Annotated in this window: 17 protein-coding genes; 5 read left to right on the forward strand and 12 right to left on the reverse strand. The window is 71.9% G+C overall.

The genetic code is table 11. The features are described from left to right. Positions 1–215 precede the first annotated feature (215 nt). From NDW01_RS36925 to NDW01_RS36950, 6 genes are all read right to left on the reverse strand, one after another. On the reverse strand, positions 216–407 hold the full coding sequence (locus tag NDW01_RS36925) for a hypothetical protein (protein ID WP_252829023.1): 192 nt from the start codon (positions 405–407) through the stop codon (positions 216–218). Beyond that, positions 404–1285: a class I SAM-dependent methyltransferase gene (locus NDW01_RS36930; RefSeq protein WP_252829025.1), complete on the reverse strand. Its 882-nt coding sequence runs from the start codon at positions 1283–1285 to the stop codon at positions 404–406. The genes NDW01_RS36925 and NDW01_RS36930 overlap by 4 nt, the downstream gene beginning before the upstream one ends. Before the next feature lie 126 nt (positions 1286–1411). Further along, positions 1412–1927, reverse strand: a complete 516-nt coding sequence (locus tag NDW01_RS36935; protein ID WP_252829026.1) for an EF-hand domain-containing protein — start codon at positions 1925–1927, stop codon at positions 1412–1414. Between the two features lie 69 nt (positions 1928–1996). Next, the gene (locus tag NDW01_RS36940) at positions 1997–2584 is read right to left on the reverse strand and encodes an AAA family ATPase (RefSeq protein ID WP_252829028.1); all 588 of its coding nucleotides are present in this window, start codon (positions 2582–2584) and stop codon (positions 1997–1999) included. 61 nt (positions 2585–2645) lie between these two features. After that, a complete protein-coding gene (locus NDW01_RS36945; protein WP_252829030.1) occupies positions 2646–3056 on the reverse strand; it encodes a DUF3761 domain-containing protein in 411 nt (136 codons plus the stop codon). Positions 3057–3231: 175 nt separating this feature from the next. Continuing rightward, positions 3232–3600, reverse strand: a complete 369-nt coding sequence (locus NDW01_RS36950; protein ID WP_252777427.1) for a MerR family transcriptional regulator — start codon at positions 3598–3600, stop codon at positions 3232–3234. A 127-nt stretch (positions 3601–3727) separates the two neighbouring features. On the opposite strand from NDW01_RS36950, the gene NDW01_RS36955 reads away from it, so the two are divergent. Beyond that, entirely contained in the window at positions 3728–4702 is a 975-nt protein-coding gene (locus tag NDW01_RS36955) for an aldo/keto reductase (RefSeq protein WP_252829032.1), read from the forward strand. 13 nt (positions 4703–4715) lie between these two features. Here NDW01_RS36955 and NDW01_RS36960 read toward each other — a convergent pair whose 3' ends face one another. Further along, a complete protein-coding gene (locus NDW01_RS36960; protein WP_252829033.1) occupies positions 4716–8030 on the reverse strand; it encodes an ATP-dependent helicase in 3315 nt (1104 codons plus the stop codon). Positions 8031–8081: 51 nt separating this feature from the next. Then, positions 8082–11264, reverse strand: coding sequence for an ATP-dependent helicase (locus NDW01_RS36965; RefSeq protein ID WP_252829034.1), 3183 nt, complete (start codon positions 11262–11264; stop codon positions 8082–8084). A gap of 156 nt (positions 11265–11420) precedes the next feature. Here NDW01_RS36965 and NDW01_RS36970 point away from each other — a divergent pair, with 156 nt between their 5' ends. Next, positions 11421–12191: a rhomboid-like protein gene (locus tag NDW01_RS36970; protein ID WP_252829037.1), complete on the forward strand. Its 771-nt coding sequence runs from the start codon at positions 11421–11423 to the stop codon at positions 12189–12191. Here NDW01_RS36970 and NDW01_RS36975 read toward each other — a convergent pair. The 3 genes from NDW01_RS36975 to NDW01_RS36985 form a co-directional block, all read right to left on the reverse strand. Beyond that, complete coding sequence (locus tag NDW01_RS36975; protein ID WP_252829038.1) at positions 12178–12507, reverse strand: P-loop NTPase family protein; 330 nt, start codon at positions 12505–12507, stop codon at positions 12178–12180. The genes NDW01_RS36970 and NDW01_RS36975 overlap by 14 nt on opposite strands. A 108-nt stretch (positions 12508–12615) precedes the next feature. Continuing rightward, positions 12616–13572 (reverse strand): trypsin-like serine peptidase, encoded by a 957-nt coding sequence (locus NDW01_RS36980; RefSeq protein WP_252829039.1) that lies wholly within the window; start codon positions 13570–13572, stop codon positions 12616–12618. 162 nt (positions 13573–13734) lie between these two features. Further along, positions 13735–14301, reverse strand: a complete 567-nt coding sequence (locus tag NDW01_RS36985; protein WP_252829040.1) for a hypothetical protein — start codon at positions 14299–14301, stop codon at positions 13735–13737. Positions 14302–14602: 301 nt separating this feature from the next. Here NDW01_RS36985 and NDW01_RS36990 point away from each other — a divergent pair, with 301 nt between their 5' ends. Next, entirely contained in the window at positions 14603–15550 is a 948-nt protein-coding gene (locus NDW01_RS36990) for a type IV toxin-antitoxin system AbiEi family antitoxin domain-containing protein (protein ID WP_252829041.1), read from the forward strand. A 7-nt stretch (positions 15551–15557) separates the two neighbouring features. Here the strand turns inward: NDW01_RS36990 and NDW01_RS36995 are convergent, their stop codons facing one another. Then, entirely contained in the window at positions 15558–16295 is a 738-nt protein-coding gene (locus tag NDW01_RS36995; RefSeq protein WP_252829043.1) for an SAM-dependent methyltransferase, read from the reverse strand. A 394-nt stretch (positions 16296–16689) separates the two neighbouring features. Between NDW01_RS36995 and NDW01_RS37000 the strand changes: the two genes are divergently transcribed. Both NDW01_RS37000 and NDW01_RS37005 read left to right on the forward strand, forming a co-directional pair. Continuing rightward, positions 16690–17694, forward strand: coding sequence for an SPFH domain-containing protein (locus NDW01_RS37000; protein ID WP_252829045.1), 1005 nt, complete (start codon positions 16690–16692; stop codon positions 17692–17694). A gap of 9 nt (positions 17695–17703) precedes the next feature. After that, a complete protein-coding gene (locus NDW01_RS37005; protein ID WP_252829047.1) occupies positions 17704–17994 on the forward strand; it encodes a hypothetical protein in 291 nt (96 codons plus the stop codon). The last annotated feature ends 732 nt before the right edge of the window (positions 17995–18726 follow it).

Below are 18726 nucleotides of genomic sequence, written 5' to 3' on the forward strand. Positions count from 1 at the left end.
CGTTCCTTCCGATCGAGGAGAGGGGGGCTTCGAGCGAGCAGGCCGCATGACGCCGAGAAAGGTGCGCCGCTCGGGTGCCTCACAACCCCTAGAGAAGCAGACCGAGTAGAAAAGTGCAACAAGTCAACTTAGTGATCGGCACAACTAGTGAACTCGCTGCCGCCTTGGCTGCCTTGGTCGTGGCCGGTCGAGGGCGCCGGCCGCGGCGGGTTTCACTACGACGCGGTGAGGGTCCACTCGACGCGCGAAGGCCCGGGCACCTCGGCCTGTGCGCTGATCACCAGGCGATGTCGGCCCGGCGCGAGACCGGGAAGCAACACCCAGAACCCGCGATCGGTGACGCTGCCCTCGTCGGCCACTCCGCTCAAGGCGCCACCGGGGACCGCCTTGGCAGGCAGGATGATCAAGGTCTGGTCGCGAATCCCCAGCGGTTGGCGGCCAGCGCGTCGGGGCGCTCGGGCTCGGGAAGCGGGCCGCGCCCGTATTCACGGGTGAAGTCGAACGCGGTGTGGACCGACGTGCGCCAGCCCCGGGCGGTCAGGTCCGCGGCGGAGTCGGGCCGTGGCCCCCGGGCGAACAGGGCGAGGAGGTCGATGCCGGTCCGTTCGGCCACCGAGTAGATCGGGCTCTCGCGGACGGCCGTCGACTCGGGGCCGAGCTTGACCTCGTAGGCCAGGGCGCTTCCGGGCGCGCTCAGCGCGTCCACCGCCGCGATGAGAGCACGCTCGGCGGCGTCGGGCAGGTAGAGCAGCAGTCCCTCGGCGAACCACGCGGTCGGTGCGGCCGGGTCGAAGCCCGCGCCGGTCAGCGCCGCGGTCCATTCGAGGCGCAGGTCGCACGCGATCGCGACGCGCTCGGTCTTCGGCACGGCGCCCAGCCCGTCGAGCACACGGGCCTTGAACGCGAGGACGCCCCTCTGGTCGATCTCGAAGATCCTGCAGCCGGGCGGCCAGTCCAGCCGGTACGCCCGCGTGTCGAGGCCGGCCCCGAGCAGCACCACCTGCCGGATCCCCGCGCCGGTCCGCCGCAGGACGAAGTCGTCGAAGACCCGCGTCCGGAGGCCGAAGTAGCGCCCCAGCCGGCCCCACAGGGGATCGGCCTCGCCGTCCGGGACCTGCCGCGGGCGCACCGGCCAGTCCGCGGACGCCCGGGCCGCGCGCACGAAGTGCTCGGCGTAGACGTCCTGCGCCAGCGTGTCGTGGCGGTGCGTCTCGATCGCCCGCGCCGCGGCGACCATGAGGGCGGTCAGCCCGACGCCCTCCTCCACACCGGTGATGTCGGCCATGAGTGCTCCTCTCCGGGTCATCCGCGCGGCCGGCTCGCCCCCGAGCCGCGAGATGACGGCCGGTACGCGCGTCGGGCCGATATCCGCCTCGGGCATCGGCCCGACGCCGACCGCGCGCGGCGTGCGTCAGACCAACGTGTCCCCGACGGCGTGGCCGCCTCGGGCGAGGAAGTACTCCTCGATGGCCGTGCGCCACTCGCCGACGGCGACCCGGCCGGTGCCGTGGGGGTCGAACGCCTGGAAGAGCGCCTCGACGTTCTCCTCGGGGAATCCGACGGCCCGCATTCCCCGCACGAAGTCGGCGTGCTGGACGAAGCCGTCGTCGTCCCGGTCGCAGATCCCCGTCAGCGCCTCCGCGTACGGCCGGACGTTCACCTCGTAGCCGGCCGGTTCGTGGAACCGGGCGTACTCCTCGTAGGTCAGCTTCCCGTCGTTGTTCTGGTCGAGGGCGCCGACCAGGCCCTGCCAGTAGCGCCGGCAGCCGGTGCGGAGCGCCTGGGCCTTGGCCGAGCTCTCCGGCACGTCCAGGGCGTGGGTGATCCGGTGCGCGAGCCGGTCGAAGTCGTCCGCCTCCAGGTAGCCGTTCGCGTCCGTGTCGAGCGCGTTGAACGCGGCCTTGATCCGATCCAGACGTGCATCCATCGGGAACCTCCAGAGAGGGTGTGATGTCATGACGCGGACAGTGAGACCATAGCTACCTAACGTGATCAATCACATCTCTTCCGGCTCGGTCGGCCGACATCGGCCACCCGAGGCCGTACGGCCGCCGCCGGCCCAGCCGGTCACCGCCACGACCTCGCGCGCGATGTCGATCACCGACCGCTCGTCGGTCGTGACCCGCACGGTGTCCGGGGGCGCTCCCGCGTCGAGCAGCCGCGCCTTGTGGGAACTCGCCGTCAGGCCCTCCTCCAGTTCGGACCCGAGTTCCCGGCCCGTCAGACGCCGGACGGCCGTGGCATCGGAGGCGGTGAGCAGCACCCGGATCATCCGCACGTCCGCCCCCATGGCGCGCTCGAACATGCCCGCCGTCTCCGGCAGCACGCACACGGTGTTGACGTAGATGAGGCGGCGATGGCCGAGCGCGGCGAAATTGCCCCACACCGCGGTCAGATTGCGCTCCGTCAGCCGCGACCGGTCGGGGTCGTCTTCGGGCGCCGGGTGCACCTGCCCCATGAAGTCCCCGTCGATGACGGCATGGGCGACCGCCGCGGCGCGCAGCCGCGCCGAGACCTCCCATCCCACCGTGGTCTTGCCGACGCCCGAGCGTCCTCCGATGAGCAGCACCTCCGCGTGACCCATGCCCGCAGCATGACGGCCACCGGCCGCGTCACGCCAACGCCTTCCCCCGCCTCGGTCGCGGTCAGCGGTAGAAGACCGCCACCCCGCCGTGGTGGGAGCAGGCGCCCTGGTGGTGGGCGGCGTACGAGTAGGTGCCGTCGTTGCAGCGCGCCGTCGCGCCGGCCGGGTGGTCGGGCGGCTTCGGGGCCGCCGGGCGCCGCTTCGGCCGGCTCGGCACCCGATGCGGCTTCGGCACATGGGTCCGGTGCGTGGGGATCCCCCGGGCGCCCGCCCGTACGGTCGGCGTGGACGAGTCCTTCGGCGTCGGGGACGGCGGGGGCGGGAGGACCGTGGAGGGCGAGTCGGCCGGCGTCGCGGACACGCTGGGCCGGTCAGAGGGCGCGGCCGCCCCGCCGGCGTCGGCCGCGGTCGTGCGGCATCCACCGAGCAGCAGTGCCGCGCCGAGGATCAGGGCCGGTGTCCGATGGCGCATCGCCGTCTCCCGTCGTAGAGGACGCGAGTTGGACGGCCGCATACCGGGGCGGGTTGCCCTGAAACCGCTAGATGGCGACATACGGCCAATTACGCGCGATACGTAACGTGTGCGATCAGACACCGATGGACGCCGCGTTTCGCGCCCCCTCATCGGGGTGGCGGGTGGGCGTGCGTCAGGCGGTGGTGGCGACGTCGCGGTAGTACTGGATCTTCCCGCGCAGGTGCTCCCGCTGGGAGCGCAGCGTCTCGAGCTGCCGGTCGATGCGCTCGTCGTGCGCCTCCAGCAGGGCGATGCGCTCGTCGAGCGTCGCGTCGCCGCCACGGGCCAGCTCGGCGTAGCGCCGCATCTCCGCGATCGGCATGCCGGTGTCGCGGAGGCAGCGCAGGACGCCGAGGAAGCCCAGGTCGTCGGAGCTGAAGCGGCGCCGGCCCGCGGCCGTGCGGTCGATCCGGTCGAGCAGGCCGATCTTCTCGTAGTAGCGGAGCGTGTCGATGCTGAAGCCGGTCTTCTCGGCCGTCTGTGCCGGTGAGTAGAACGTCACGCCCCGATGATCACACCTGGAGCGCACTCCAGGTCAAGCTCCAGGAAACGCTCCGGCTTGACCTGGAGCGCGCTCCAGATCGCAGAGTGTGTCGCGTCCCCGATCACCTTCACGAGAGGACGCGATCATGCGGCAACGGACCCTTGCCGACGGAACGGCCGTCAGCGCGCTCTGCCTCGGTGCCATGTGGTTCGGCACCCGGACCGACGAGGCGACGGCGTTCGCCATCCTCGACCGTTTCGTCGAGGCCGGCGGCACCCTCATCGACACCGCCGACAACTACGCCTTCTGGGCGGACAACGGCGCCGGCGGGGAGAGCGAGGCGGTGCTCGGCCGCTGGCTGGCCGACCGCGGCGCGCGCGACCAGGTGGTGATCAGCACCAAGGTGGGGGCGCAGCCGACCGTCCCGGGCACGACCTGGCGGGAGAGCGGCGAAGGGCTGTCCGCCGCGGCGATCCGGTCGGCGGTCGAGGGCAGCCTCCGCCGGCTGGGCACCGACCACGTCGACGTGTACTGGGCGCACGTCGAGGACCGTACGGTGCCGATCGAGGAGACGGTGGACGCCTTCGCGTCGCTCGTCGAGCAGGGCACGGTCGGCGTCGTCGGCGCCAGCAACTTCGCCCTGTGGAAGGTCGAACGGGCGCGGGCGGTCGCGCGGAGTCAGCGGCGTCCCGGCTACACCTGCCTGCAGCTCCGCCACTCCTACCTGCGGCCGCGCCTCGACGTCATCCGCCCGGACGACCACGTGTTCGGGAACGTCGACGCCGGGACCCTGGACTACGTCCGCAGCGAGCCGGACATGAGCCTGTGGGCCTACAGCCCGCTCCTCAGCGGCACCTACGCGCGTACGGACCGGCCGCTGCACGCGGTGTACGACCACCCGGGGACACCGGCGCGGCGGGCCGCGCTGCGGGAGGTCGCGGACACGATCGGCGCCACGCCCAACCAGGTCGTGCTGGCCTGGCTGATGGGCGGCGACCCGCCGATCATCCCGGTCGTCGGCGTCAGCTCGGTCGAACAGCTCGACGAGGTCCTGGGAGCGGCCGACCTCGAACTCGACGACGAGCTGCGCCGCCGCCTCGACGAGGCGGAGGGCATCTGAGGCGCGCTCGGGGTCAGGCCGTGGGAATCTTCGCCAGCAGGGCGGCGAGGCCGTCGGCGTCGAGAAGGTCGGCGGGGCGGATCGTCCGGTTCGCCGCGACGTAGTGGAACGCGGCGCTGACCCGCTCGACCGGGACGCCGGCGAGCTCGGCCCAGGCGATGCGGTACGCGGCGAGCTGCACCGACACCACCCGCGCCTCGTCGCCGGTCGGTGGACGGCCGGTCTTCCAGTCGACGACCTCGTACCCCCCGTCGTCCGTACGGAAGACCGCGTCCATCCGGCCCCGGATCAGGCGGTCGCCGATCGTCGTCTCGAAGGGCACCTCGACGTCGTGGGGTTCGCGGTCGGCCCAGGCGCTGCGTTCGAACGCGGCCCGCAGCGTGTCCAGCTCGTCGTCGCCGCCGGCGCCCTCGTCGGAGGCGCCGGGGAGGTCGTCGAGGTCGAGCAGCCGCTGCTGGCCCCAGCGGGACTCCAGCCAGCGGTGGAACGCGGTGCCGCGCCGGGCGTACGGCGCCGGGGGCCGGGGCAGCGGCCGGCGGATCTGGCGGGCCAGGGCCGCCGGGTCGCGGGCCAGGGTGACCAGTGAGGACACCGACAGGTGGGCGGGCAGGTCGACCGCCAGGCCGTCGACGCCGCGGGAGCGGTCGCGTTCGGCCAGGAGCAGCTCGACGTCGCGGGCCCAGGCGGCGGCCCGGCGGCGGTCGCGCGGGGCCAGCGGGAGGTAGCCGAGGCGGAGCCTGCCCTGCATGGCGTCCTCGACCATCCGGGCGCCCTCGGCGACCGCGTCGTACCGCTCGCCTTCGGGCAGGGCTGGCCAGGACGCGGTGTCCTGCTCGGCGAGCAGCGGGTTCTCCTCCCCCAGGGGCTCGTCGGCCCAGTAACCGACCTGGCCGGCGCCGGCCTCGCACGCCTCCCGGATCTCCGCCAGGAACGGTGACGGCTGCAGCGGGCGGCTCGCGGTGCCCCAGCGGTACCCCGTCGCGATGAGCAGGTGCCGGGCCCGGGTGACCGCGACGTACGCCAGGCGGCGCTCCTCGCGCAGGTCGCGTTCGGACGTCGCGGCGTTGAACGTCTCGACGTCGTCCTTCTGCAGGCCGTTCAGCGGCGGCAGGTCGGCGCGGTCGCCGCGCAGCGGGTACGGCAGGGCGCGGGCGTTCTCCGTCCAGCGGGAGGAGTTCTGCGGTTTGGCGGGGAAGACCGAACCGGAGTTCGGGGTGTCGTTCCTGGTCGGGTTCCAGACCAGGCCGGGGATGGCGACGACGTCCCACTCCAGGCCCTTGGCGGCGTGCACGGTCAGCAGCTTGACGCTGTTCGTCTCGCCGACCCGGCCCGCCTCCAGGCCGAACTCCTCCGTCTCGGCGGCCTTGAGGTAGGCGAGGAACGCGCCCAGCGTCGGGTCCTCCGCGTCGCCCGCGAAGGACGCCGCCGCGTCGACGAACGCGTCCAGGTCGGCGCGGGCCGTCACCGGGTCCAGGCCGGGCCGGGAGGCGACCTCGATGTCCAGGCCGAGCGTGCGTTCGACCTCCGTCACCAGGTCGGGCAGCGGCAGGCCGACGTGGCGGCGCAGGACGCGCAACTCGTCGCGGAGGCGTTCGAGCCGGGCGTACCCCTCGGCGTTGAAGTTCTCCGCCGGGCCGAGATCGTCGAGGGCGTCGACGAGGCTGCCGTGCTCGTCGTTCAGCTCCTGGACGACCTGCCGGAGCGGGTCGGCGCCCGCCGGCTCCGCATCTTCGAGGGATGCGGTCTCGTGCGGATCCGCGGCGGGGCCGGCGTCGGGGTGCAGGTCGCGGGCCGCCTCGCGGGCGAGTTCGCGGGCGCGGCGGCCGAGGGCGACCAGGTCACGCGGGCCCAGGCGCCAGCGCGGCCCGGTGAGCAGCCGGGCCAGTGAGGCGCCCGCCGTCGGGTCGTGCACGACCCGGAGGGTCGCGACGACGTCCTGCACCTCCGGGACGGTGAGCAGCCCGCCCAGGCCGACGACCTCGACCGGGACGCCGCGCGCCTCCAGCGCCGCCCGGATCAGCGGGAACTGCGCCCGCTTGCGGGCGAGGACGGCGACGTCGGACGGCTGCAGGCCGGGGCCGAACCGGCTGGTCTTCTCCCAGGGCTCCCCGTCGGGCGCGAGGTCCTTCGGCTGCCGCAGCAGGCGCACGATGCGGTCGGCGAGCCGCTCGGCCTCGTCCTCCACGGTGTCCAGCAGCCCGCACTCGACCCGCCCGCGGCCCTGCTGCGCGGCGCCGGGCCACAGCCGGGGGACGTCCTTGGCCTCCTCGCGCAGCTCGCCCTGGATGCGGGCGGCCGCGTCGAGGACGCGTTCGCCGTTGCGGAAGCTGGTCGACAGCTGCCGCATCGGCGCGGGTCGTTCGCCGTTCGGGAAGTCGCGGACGAACCCGAGGAGGTTCCCGGCGCTCGCGCCCCGCCAGCCGTAGATCGACTGGCACGGGTCGCCGACGGCCGTGACCGGGTGGCCGCCGCCGAACAGCGACTTCAGCAGAACGAGCTGCGCGTGGCTGGTGTCCTGGTACTCGTCCAGGAGCACGGCGGCGTAGCGCGAGCGCTCGATCTGGCCGACCTCCGGGTGCTCGGCGGCGATCCGCGCCGCGAGCGCCATCTGGTCGCCGTGGTCGAGGACCTCCCGGCGGGCCTTGGCCCGCTGGTACGCCTCGACCAGCGGCATCAGCTGTTCGCGGGTCGCCTGGGCGTCGGTGATGCGGCCCTGGTGCTTCTTGGTGGGCTTCTTCACCTCGGCGACCCGCTCGTGCAGCCAGACGCCGATCCTCCGCACGTCCTCGGGCGTGCGCAGGTGCTCCGACAGCTCCCCCGACAGCGCGATCACGGCCTTGGTGACGGTGTCGGGCCCCCAGTCGACGGCGTCCATCGGCCCGTCGTACGCGTCGACGACCCGCGCCGCGATCTGCCAGGCCACCGCCGGGGTGACGAGCCGCATCGTGGGCTCCAGCGCCGCCCGCAGCGCGTGGTCGCCGAAGAGCCGCGCGGCGTACGCGTGGTACGTCGACACCGTCGGCTCGCCGTCGAGGATCTCCGGGTCGATGAGGTCGTCGTGCTCGCGGAGCTGGTCGAGCCGGCGGCGTACGCGGTCGGCCAGCTCCGCCGCGGCCTTGCGGGTGAACGTCAGGCCCAGCACCCGCTCGGGCCGGATCAGGCCGTTCGCGACCAGCCACACGACGCGGGCCGCCATGGTCTCGCTCTTGCCGGAGCCCGCCCCCGCGATGACCGCCATCGGGGCGAGCGGCGCCTCGATCACGGCGGCCTGGTCCGGCGTCGGCTCGGGCACGCCGAGCCGCTGCGCCAGCTCCTGCGGACTGATCACGGCGTTCCCTCGTCGTACGGGCCGGTCACCGCGCGCCCGTCACGGGGGACGTCACGGCGCCACCTGGCCGCCGTCGTCGTGCGCCGGGCACGACCCGCGTACGGGGCAGGTGCGGCAGTGATTGTCGTCGCGGCGGGCCTCGAACACCGGGCTGGCCATGCCCTCCGCGACGCGATCGACCAGCTTACGCGGCCACTGGGGGTCCTCGTCGGCCGACGGCGGCGGCTGGGTCTGGACGCGTACCCGCGCGGTCAGGGACGCCTTGCCGACCTGGACGAGCTCCGCGCCGCCCGGCTCGATCAGGCCCTTCTCCGCGAACGCGCCCAGCATCACGGCCAGCTGGTACACGCCGAGCTGCGGGTGGCGGGCGAGGTCGTCCTCGGGCACCTTGGTGCCCGAGGTCTTGATGTCGACGATCCAGGCGCGGCCGTCGCCGTCGCGCTCGGCGCGGTCGATCCGGCCCCGGATCAGGACCCGGCCCAGGTCGATGCTGAACGGCTCCTCGATGGAGACCAGCTCGCGGGCGTCGGCGCGCCGGTGCCAGGCCAGGAACTTGTCGATCATCTCCTGGGCCTGCTCGCGCTGCTTGTCGGAGTACCAGGCGCTGCGGAAGTCCAGGTCGTCCCAGATCTCGTCGAGCCGCTTGTCGATGTCGGCGTCGCTCACCGCCTCGTCGGTGCCGACGAGCTCGGCGACCGCGTGGATGACCCGGCCCATCGTCGCGAACTCCCCCGCGCCGCCGTCCTCCGCGCCCACGCAGGAGGCGAGCAGCCAGCGCAGACCGCACTTCTCGAACGTGTCCACCTGCGACGGCGACAGCACCAGCTGCTCGTCCTCCCGGAACGCCGGACCGGGGTCGGACAGCTCCGTCAGGGGGTACCAGTCACGCGGGTCGGCGCCCTGGACCCCGGCGCGGGCGAGCCGGGCCAGGTGCCCGGCCGCGGCCCGGCGCAGGGACACGGGGGTCTTCGGGTCGGCGACGGCGGAGCGCAGGTCGGCGACGAGGGCGCGCAGGGACAGCCACCGGGTCCGCTCGTCGAGCTGGGCGTGCTCGGCGTCGTCGGGGACCAGCTCGCGCAGGAACCGCGACGGCCGGTCCTCGGCGTCCTCCCCGCCGACGGCGGTCACGACGAGCCGCCTCTTGGCCCGCGTCACGGCGACGTAGAACAGCCGCCGCTCCTCCTCCAGCATCTTCGCCGCGAGGGACGCCCCGGTGCTGTCCGGGTCGGCGACGCCGGTGGCGGCCTCGATCAGCTCCTCGCTGCCCAGCAGCGAGCCGCGCAGCCGCAGGTCGGGCCAGAGGCCCTCCTGCACACCCGCGACGACGACCAGGTCCCATTCGAGGCCCTTGGAGCGGTGCGCGGTGAGGATCCGCACCGCCTCGCCCTGGGGCGCCTGCTCGGCGAGGGTGTCGCCGGGGATCTCCTGCGAGGCCAGGTCGTCCAGGAACACCTCCGGGCCCGCCTGCGGCAGCCGGTCGGTGAACCGCGCCGCCATGTCGAACAGCGCGACCACCGCGTCGAGGTCCCGGTCGGCCGCCGCGCCCCGTGCCCCGCCGCGCACGCTCTGTTCCAGGAGCCGGTCGGCCAGGCCGCTCTCCTGCCACACCGCCCACAGGACCTCCTCGGCCCCGCCACCGCCGCGCACGGTGTCACGGGCGAGGGAGATCAGCCCGGCGACGCGCTCGGCGGGCTCACGGACCTTCGGGTGGATCAGCAGCAGCTCGCGCGGGTCGTTCAGCGCCCGTACGAGCAGGCCGTCGGCCTTGTCGTCCCCGGACAGCGTGGCCAGGTCGCGCAGGGCGCGGCGGAGGCGGCGCAGGCCGAGCGGGTCCGCGCCGCCCAGCGGGCCCAGCACGAGCTCCTCGGCGGCCTCCTCGTCGAGCAGCGCGGGCCGCAGCGCCGCCCGCAGCAGCACGATGAACGGCCGGGCGCCGGGCTCGTTCACCAGCGGCACCTCGTCACCGGCCACGACGACGGGCACGCCGGCGGCGGACAGCGCACGGCGCAGCGGCGGCACCTGCCGCACCGCGGACCGTACGAGCACCGCCATCCGCGACCAGGGGACGTTCTCCAGGAGGTGGGCGCGGCGCAGCTCGTCGGCGACCAGCGCGGCCTCCTGGTTCGCGCTGTCGGCCTCGACGACCCGGACCGCCCGCGCGTCCGCGCCGTCGTCGTCGGCCGCCTCGACCGGGAGCAGGTCGCGGTGCTCCCCGGCGAGGGCGCCGAGCGGCAGCCGGGCGGCGATCCGGCGGGACGCCTCCAGGATCGCCGGGCCCATCCGGCGGCACGTCCGCAGGGAGACGACCGGCGCCTCCTCGCCCGTCACCGTGCGGAACCGTTCGGGGAACTCCAGGATCCCGCGCACGTCCGCGCCGCGGAACCCGTAGATCGACTGGTCGGGGTCGCCCACGACGATGAGGTCCCGCCCGCCCCCGGCCAGCTGCTGGAGGAGGTACTCCTGCGCCGGGTCGGTGTCCTGGTACTCGTCGACGAGGACGACGTCGTACGCGGCGCGCTCGCGCCGTCGTACGTCCTCGTCGGTGAGCAGCCCGGCGGCGGCCCGGATCAGCTCCGCGTAGTCGTAGGCGATGATCGGATCGACGTCGAAGCGCTCTTCGTACCGGTTCAGGAACCGGCCGGCGGCGTACCAGTCGTCACGGTGATGACCACGGCCCAGCGTCACCAGGTCGGCGGGGCCGAGACCGCGCTCGGCGGCCCGCAGGATGAAGTCCCGCAGCTCCTCGGCGAACCCCCGCGTCTTCAGCGTCTCATGCAGCCGCGACGGCCAGTCCCGCGCGCCGTCCGCGACCTCGCCGTGGACCAGGCGGCGGACCTCGAGGAGGTGTTCCGGCCCGGACAGCAGCCGGGGCGGCTCGTCGCCGTCCAAGACCGCCTCGCGGCGCAGCAGCGCGTAGGCGTACGAGTGGAAGGTCAGGGCCAGCGGCGTCCGGGTGGTGCGCCGCAGCCGGCCGGTGATGCGCTGCCGCAGCTCCCCCGCGGCCTTCCGGCCGAACGTCAGGACCAGCACCCGCTCCGGGTCGACGCCGCGGTTCTCGATCCGGTCGACGACCGTCTCGACGATCGTCGTCGTCTTCCCGGTGCCCGGCCCGGCCAGCACGAGCAGCGGCCCGCCCGCGTGCGCGACGACCCGTCGCTGGTGCTCGTCGAGCACCGGCGGCGGCGCCTGGGTGGGACCGGCGCGCCGGACGAGTCGGTAGGACGCTGATGACACATATGTGATTGCAGCAGATCATCGGGGGTGATCGTGACAGGGTTGCGCCATGTCGCCGATGTGGCAGCCGCCGATTCCCGCCCCCGGCCCTGGTCACGCGCCGCGAACCGCCGGGGAACGCGCGGGCGGGCCGGCGGACGTTCGGAGGACGCGCCGATGATCCTGCTGGCCGTGACGATCCTCGCGCTGGCCTGGTACGTCCTGTGCTGGCTCGGCCTGCTGTGGAGCGGCGCACGGCGGGCCGTGGACCGGCTGTCGCCGTACACCCGGTGGCTGCACGCCTGGGTCCTGTCGGCCCCGGCGACGTTCGCCTATGTCGCGGTCTTCACCGCGTTCACCCTCGTCCAGCGGACGACGCCGCCGCACCTCATCGACGTGCTCACCCGCGTCAACAGCACCAACCTCGTCCGGCTCCACCACGCCCCGCTCGCGGTGCTGGCCGACAGCGCCATGTGGGTCGCGGACCGCGGCGCGGGCCTCACCCTGTACATCCTCGCGTTCGTCACCGTCGTCGCCTGGGCCGAGCAGCGGTACGGACCGCCCCGCATGATCGTCATCGGCCTCTCCGGCCACGTTCTGGGCACCCTGCTCACCGCGCTGGTCGAGCTCCACGCGATCGAGGCGGGCCGGGCGTCCCACCGCCTCGCGCACACCACCGACGTCGGGGTGAGCTACATCATGGTGGCCGGCTGCGTCGCGGCCGTCCTCCTCATGCGCGGCTGGTGGCTCGTCACCGGAATCACGGCGCTCGCCGTCGGCGTGGTCTGGCCGGTGATCTCCAACCACACGATCTGGGCCCTCGGCCACCTGCTGGCCGCCCTGTGCGGGCTGGTCGTCGCCGCCCTCTGCCGCTTCCTCGGCGGAGTCAGGCGCCCCCGGGACCTGCGCCCCTGTCTGACGGGGCCGGAGCGCATCACAACCGAGTGATCACCCACACCGACCCGATCACGACCACGGCCAGAGAGGCGCCGAGGACCATCCGTCTGATCGAACGCCTTCCCACCACCGGCGAGAAGAACCACGTGGAGAACCAGACGAAGAAGGCGACCAGCCCGACGGCGCCGAATCGCACGAGGTCATAGGGCAGCTCGTGCCGAGCGGTCCCCGGATCGAACACGGCGATCAGGATGAGGAACGAGCCGGCGAAGAGCGCGGCGCCGGCGACCGCCGTTCCCCACTGCCAGCGGAGCCAGGTGGGGTCCTTCACGTGGCGATCGGTGGCGTCCGTCTGCGTGCCGCTCACTGGTGCACCATCCTGTTCAGGTGGTCATGAGACCGGCGCCGTCGAGCTCGGTACGACGCCAGGGTACGGCACGCCACGAAGCGATCGCCATGTGACGGGCGGATGACGTCACTTCGAGTTCGCCAGCCAGAATTTCTGGAAATCCTTGTCGAGGCGAGTGGCGAATGACGCGTCGCCGTCCTTCTTCGGATCTCCGCCTTGGTGATGGCCGCCGAGCACGCCGATTATCGTGCCTTCACCGGTGATCCAGTTATCACCGTGCGCGAGGAGCAGGCCGGATCCACTCACTCCGTCGGAGTAGTCGTTGCAGAAGAATTTGTAAGCCGACTTGTGGCCCTTGATGTCCTTCTTCGACGTGACCGCGTGACATAGAACCGGGTAGTTGTACTTGCTCGGATACCCGATGAGGTAGACCTCGTTCTGCCAGCCGGCGCTCAGCTTGTAGGTGTCCGCCCCGAGAACGTCCTGAATACGGCCGTTCTTGTGCTGCTTCACCTGGATGACGCCGTAGTCGTAACTCGGGTTCGAGCGCCCCAGCAGGTCGATCCACCGACCTGGGACGTGCCACGAACGTACGCCCCACTTGCCGTAGGGAGTCATGTCCGGTCCGCTTCCGTATCCCGGAACGAACACCGTGAGGAGGTTACCGACCTCCGTCCCGCCTATCTGCCGCAGACAGTGCCCGGCGGTGAGGATCGAATCCCGGCCGTGACTGGTGACGATCGTGCCGGAGCAACTGAAGCTGTGCCCTCCGAAATGGTAGAAGATCTTGCCCATGCGGTGCAGCCTGGACTTCGGTAGTGCAGCGGACATGGGTTTGGTCGTCGCCGTGCTTCGGGGATCGGCGAACGTATCGTCGATGGGAGTGGCTGCGCGCATCCTTTCGGGCGTCCAGTAATCCTCCGCGGCCTGCGCCTGCGCGTCGGTCGCGCGGTAGACCTCGATCCCGGCCGCCGCGGCCGGCGGACGCGGCGCGGTCGCGTCCGCCGCCGTCACGGATCCGATGGTCATACAGGCGCCGAGCAATAGCGCACCGCCGGCTTTCGCCGTCCAGTGAGAAAACATGTGATCCCCCGTCTGATCGCGTGAAGATCACCGTAGGGCCGATTGCGGATCCACCACCACTTTTGACCCATATCGGTCAGCAGACGACGCGCGTCAACGAGGATGTGAAATGACCACAGGAGGGATGAGCCCGACCGCGCACTGTCGCGTTGACCCGTTTCGTCAGGTCGTTCTCCCAGGGCTTTCAACCCTCGACGAATACCGCAGGCCCACCTGGTCGGGCACGACCTTGGGCAGTCCGCGCAGCCACTCGGGGAGATCCGCGGGCCACCAGCGGCCGGCCGCCAGGTGCGCGAGGGCGTCGCTGACCGCGGCGACGGACGTGTCGGCCGGAACGACCCGGCTCGGCGCCGCACCCGCCAGCACCCCCAGCCACCAGTGACGCCTGGTCGGCGGCATCCCCTCGGGATCCAGGACGACGTAGTAGTCCGGCAGCAGCAGCCGCTCGCCGGCCAGCCCGGCCAGCGCCGACTCGATGGCCACCTCCAGGCCCCCGTGCGGAGCGGCCTGTTCGAAGAAATCCACCCACGCGTCGCGGACGTCGGCGAGCGGGTCGGCGTCGTGCACGACGTACGTCGTTCCGGCGCCCGCGATCGCCCGGGTCACCTCGGCGGGCGCACGGTCGCCGGCGACCAGGGCGCGTACGTTGTGCAGGGCGGCGAGCCCGGACACGACCTTGTCCGCGCCCTCCCCCGCGACCACCACCACCGTGCTGCTCGTCCGCCGCATAAGCCGGATTCTAGGCACCCGTTCGCCGTGGACACGTTGCCGCCGGCATGCGACACATTGCCGCCGCCAGGGACACCTTGCCGCCGGCAGCCGCCCTGGCGGCGGAGCTCTCCGCCGGCACCTTCACCGTCGACCCGCTCCCGATGCCGTTGGCGCAGGGTGACACCTTGCCGCCGACTGTGACCGCGCCTTGCCCGATTCGCCGCGTATGCGAGTCACTGACGACGACAACGTTCGTTGGTCATCCACAAACTTGCGCCGGATGCCCCACGGCTCTCCTCCCCATGGCGATGCTGCGGGTATGCGAAAGGAACTCATGGCGCTGGCCGCGGCGCAGGGCGGGGTGTTCACCCGCCGGCAGGCGCTCGCCGCCGGGTACGGAGCGCGAGCCGTCCGCAATCGGCTGGCGGCGGGCGTCTGGCTCGCCCGGCGGCGTGGCGTGTACGTGACCAGGGCACTCTGGAACGCCTCCGACGCCGTCGGCCGCCACGCCATCGACGTCGCGGCCGTGATCCTGTCGTTCCGCCGGTCCGATGCCGTCGGAAGCCACCGGTCCGCCGCAAGGGTCTACGGCATCGAGTCGCCGGAACCCACGCGCGAGGTCGTCACCGTGACCCGTCCGGCCGGAGCACCGGGCCGGGGGGCATCCCGAGGGGTACACGTCGAACGCTCGGCTCTGCCGCGCGGACACGTGCGATGGGAGCGCGGGGTGCCCCTGACCGCCCCTGCGCGTACGGTGGTGGATCTGGCGCGTACGCTCCCGTTCAGAGACGGTGTCGTGGTGGCCGACTCGGCGCTGTTCCTCCGCCGGACCGGCCGCGAGGCACTCCTCCGCGTCATCGAGGACTGCGGACGGTGGCCGGGCATCGACCGAGCCAGGGCCGTCATCGACTTCGCCGATCCCCGGGCGCGCAGCCCGCTTGAGTCCGTCACGCGGGTCATGTTCGCCGAGCAGGGACTGCCGCCACCCGAGGTCGGCGTCCTGATCGGCGAGGACGACGAGATCTTCACCGAGGTCGACTTCCTCTGGTCCGACCAGCGCACCATCGCCGAGGCCGACGGACTGGCGAAGTACACCGATCCAGGCAAACTCCGGGCGGAGAAGCTCAAACAGGAGCGGCTCGAGGAGATGGGCTTCACCGTCGTACGCCTCACCTGGCGGCAGGTCACCGAACACCCGGAGGAGTCCGCGGCCCGGATCCGCCGCGCCTTCGTTCGCGGCACCGCACGCGTCGACCGCGCGGCCTGAAAGGCCGTCAGGTCCGCGCCACGACGATCATTCGGCGGCTGTCAGGAATCAGCGGGCCGCCGTCGTCACCGTGACCGGTCACGGTACGGAAGCCGGCGGCGAGCAGCCAGTCGCGCAGTTCGGTGAAGGTGAACATGCGCACGAAGAACGGGATTCGGCGGACCAGGCCCTGACGGACGACCGTGCGCTCGGTGACAACGCGGCCGGTCACCGGGTCCACGGCGCGCTGGTCGATCATCAGGTCGCCGTCCCGCTCGATGACGGAGGCGGGCTGGAAGTTTCGGATGATCCAGTCCCGGTTGTTCAGTTCGACGGCGAACCTGCCACCCGGTGAGAGGACACGTGACACCTCGGTAAGGACCCGGCGGTTGTCCTCGTCATCGAAGTAGCCGAACGCGGTGAACCAGCTGATCACCCGGTCGAACCTCCGCCCCCACGGCAGCGACCGCATGTCCCCTTCGACATAGGTGACCGGCACCCCGCGGGCGGCGGCGTCCTGCCGGGCGCGTTCGAGGAAGGCGGACGTGACGTCCAGGCCGGTCACCCGGCAGCCGCGCTCGGCCAGCCGGCCCGTGATCCTGCCATGCCCGCAGCCGAGGTCGAGCACCTCCATGCCCGGTTCCAGGTCGAGCAGCCGCCAGATCAGGTCGGTCTCGACGTCCGCCCGCTCCTCCAGCGGCTCGGCGAAGAAGCGCAGATAGTCGTCGTCGAACAACCCGTCCGCATCGAAGGCCTGATCGGTCATACCACCCTCCCTGTCATCGTCGCCCTCCACATTGAACGCTCAGGCATAGTGGTGTCATCGGGTTTTCACCCGCGCGGGACGCGACTCCCCTTGGCCGCCGCCACCGCGAACGCTCCACCGTCACGACAGGCGTTCCGCCGCCACCGCACCCTCCGCCATCGCCGCGAACACTCCCCCATCGCCGCGAACACTCCCCCATCGCCGCGAACACTCCGCCGCCATCGCGAACACTCCGCCGCCATCGCGGACGCGCTGCCGTCGTCGATAGCGGTGGGAGGTCTGTGGTGCCCGGCTTATCCGGGCAACAGCGGCGGCAACTCGGACCGGAACCGGGTTCTGCCGAGGTGCGTCTCAGAGGCGATCAATCCCGTTTTGCACCTTTCTAGGAGCGTCGGTGGCCGGTTCCAAGAAGATCCCTCGTCCCTCCGGACGCATCAGCCGTGGCAAGGCGATCGCCGCAGCGGTGGTGCTCCTGGTCGTCGCGGTGCCGACGCTGAACGGCTTCTTCGGGTCGTTCGAGCGCACCTCCGGAGGTGATGTGGCGGTCATCCGCAACGGCGGGATGCTCGACAACAACAAGATCCGACAGATCATCGACCCCGGGTCCGGGATGACCTGGATCGGGTGGTGGTCGCACGTCCACAAGTACCCCGCGCAGCAGCGGTTCTACACGATCACCGCCGACTCCGGACGCGGGGATCGTACGGGCGTCGACGTCGTGACGGTGCCCAGCAGCGACGGCGTCAACATGGGCATCGAGGGCACGCTCTACTTCAACCTGAACCTCGACCACGCGACGTTGCGGAAGTTCGACGACAGGTTCGGCACTCGAAAGTTCACCGGCGCGGACGGCAAGACGCGGTACGCCTACGACGGCGACGAGGGGTGGTCCGGGTTCCTGGACCAGATCGTCCGCCCCGTCATCGAGAACGATCTGCGCACCCAGATCAACAGCTTCCGCTGCGCGGAGCTGGTCTCCTCCTGTGCCCTGGTGCAGAACAATTCCGGCGGCAAGCAGCAGCAGACGGCGTTGAAGGTCCAGAGCAACAACGCCAACATCGCCAAGGTTCAGAACGCCATCAACACGAGCCTCGAACAGGACCTGCAGCAGACCCTCGGACTCCCCTTCCTGACGAACCTGCACTTCAACCTGGCCCGCATCACACTGCCGGCACAGGTACAGCAGGCAGTGGACAGCGCGCAGGCGGCGTTCGCGAAGGTCACGGAGTCGCAGGCGCAGGTCGCACAGGCCCGCGCTGAGGCGGAGGCCAACCGCGCCCGGCAGGAGGGCTACAACAAGTGCCCGACGTGCGCCGACATCGAGAAGCTGAAGGCACTGCCCAAGGGCATCACGGTGTACGCGCCGGGCAACGACCACGTTTCACTACCGTCCCGGTAGGAGGGCCCGATGCGCGTCCTCGTGCTCCCGCTCGTACTCGTTCTCGCGGTTCTTCTCGCCCTCCTCATCGCCGCCTCCAGCCGGCCCGGCCGGAAGGAGCCACCGCGTTGGGAGTCCGCGACGGAACTACGGGACGGCGTGACGATCGTGCTCGTACGGCAGGTCGTCGGCGGCCGGGAACTGGGCCGTCAGATCGTCGCCGAGATTCCGGCGGATGCTCTGGACTGGGAGACGCGCTATCACGAGGCGATGGCCGCCGCCCGCTCCCGGGCGGCGGCCTTCCGCAGCGAGGCGGACTGATCCTCCGCGACGCCGGAGACCCTGCCACCGCCGTGCTCCCTGCCACCGTGTTCCCTGCCGAGAACCGGCGCCGCCGCACACCTTGCCTGCATCGTGGACTCTGCGCCGCCGCGGTGGGATGTTCGCCGTCGGCATGAACACTGCGACACCCGGTATGCCCGCTTCGAGAAGGCAACAACGGTGGCAACGTCACGCCCGCACCGGGTTTCCGCTGTCAGCCGTCGCCGTGGGCTTTTCGCCGCCGCGGTGGACTCTTCGCCGCCACCGTTAACACTGCGGCGCTCGATATGCCCGAGCCAGACGGCAACGGCGGCGACAGAGTCGGGCCGGAACCGAGTTGTGCGCTCTCCGGAATCACCGCGGGTTCCTTCCCTGGGTCACCCGGCAACTGGGGCCGCTCGGCGTTGCTGGGGGTGTTCGGCTCTGTTGCGGGTTGCTCGGTGATCGGAGACGGATGGGCGACCGGTACCTCCGGGTTCGGCCGCGTCGGGGTCAGCCGGTCTCGGCCGCGTCGGGGTCAGCCGGTCTCGGCCGCGTCGGGGTCAGCCGGTCTGGGCCGCGTCGCCGGCCCAGCGCAATCAGCCGGACTCAGCCACGCCGCCCGTCCAGCGCAATCAGCCAGACTCAGCCACGCCACCGGCCCAGCGCAATCAGCCAGACTCAGCCACGCCACCGGCCCAGCGCAATCAGCCAGACTCAGCCACGCCACCGGCCCAGCGCAATCAGCCAGAC

This window comes from Actinoallomurus soli, from assembly GCF_024055715.1.
GTDB lineage: Bacteria > Actinomycetota > Actinomycetes > Streptosporangiales > Streptosporangiaceae > Actinoallomurus > Actinoallomurus soli.

Bases quoted from the DNA above. Each gene is read 5' to 3' on its own strand.
- NDW01_RS36930 (WP_252829025.1), bottom strand. From the start codon at position 1,285: ATGGCCGACATCACCGGTGTGGAGGAGGGCGTCGGGCTGACCGCCCTC.
- NDW01_RS36935 (WP_252829026.1), bottom strand. From the start codon at position 1,927: ATGGATGCACGTCTGGATCGGATCAAGGCCGCGTTCAACGCGCTCGAC.
- NDW01_RS36940 (WP_252829028.1), bottom strand. From the start codon at position 2,584: ATGGGTCACGCGGAGGTGCTGCTCATCGGAGGACGCTCGGGCGTCGGC.
- NDW01_RS36945 (WP_252829030.1), bottom strand. From the start codon at position 3,056: ATGCGCCATCGGACACCGGCCCTGATCCTCGGCGCGGCACTGCTGCTC.
- NDW01_RS36955 (WP_252829032.1), top strand. From the start codon at position 3,728: ATGCGGCAACGGACCCTTGCCGACGGAACGGCCGTCAGCGCGCTCTGC.
- NDW01_RS36970 (WP_252829037.1), top strand. From the start codon at position 11,421: ATGATCCTGCTGGCCGTGACGATCCTCGCGCTGGCCTGGTACGTCCTG.
- NDW01_RS36980 (WP_252829039.1), bottom strand. From the start codon at position 13,572: ATGTTTTCTCACTGGACGGCGAAAGCCGGCGGTGCGCTATTGCTCGGC.
- NDW01_RS36985 (WP_252829040.1), bottom strand. From the start codon at position 14,301: ATGCGGCGGACGAGCAGCACGGTGGTGGTGGTCGCGGGGGAGGGCGCG.
- NDW01_RS36990 (WP_252829041.1), top strand. From the start codon at position 14,603: ATGCGAAAGGAACTCATGGCGCTGGCCGCGGCGCAGGGCGGGGTGTTC.
- NDW01_RS36995 (WP_252829043.1), bottom strand. From the start codon at position 16,295: ATGACCGATCAGGCCTTCGATGCGGACGGGTTGTTCGACGACGACTAT.
- NDW01_RS37005 (WP_252829047.1), top strand. From the start codon at position 17,704: ATGCGCGTCCTCGTGCTCCCGCTCGTACTCGTTCTCGCGGTTCTTCTC.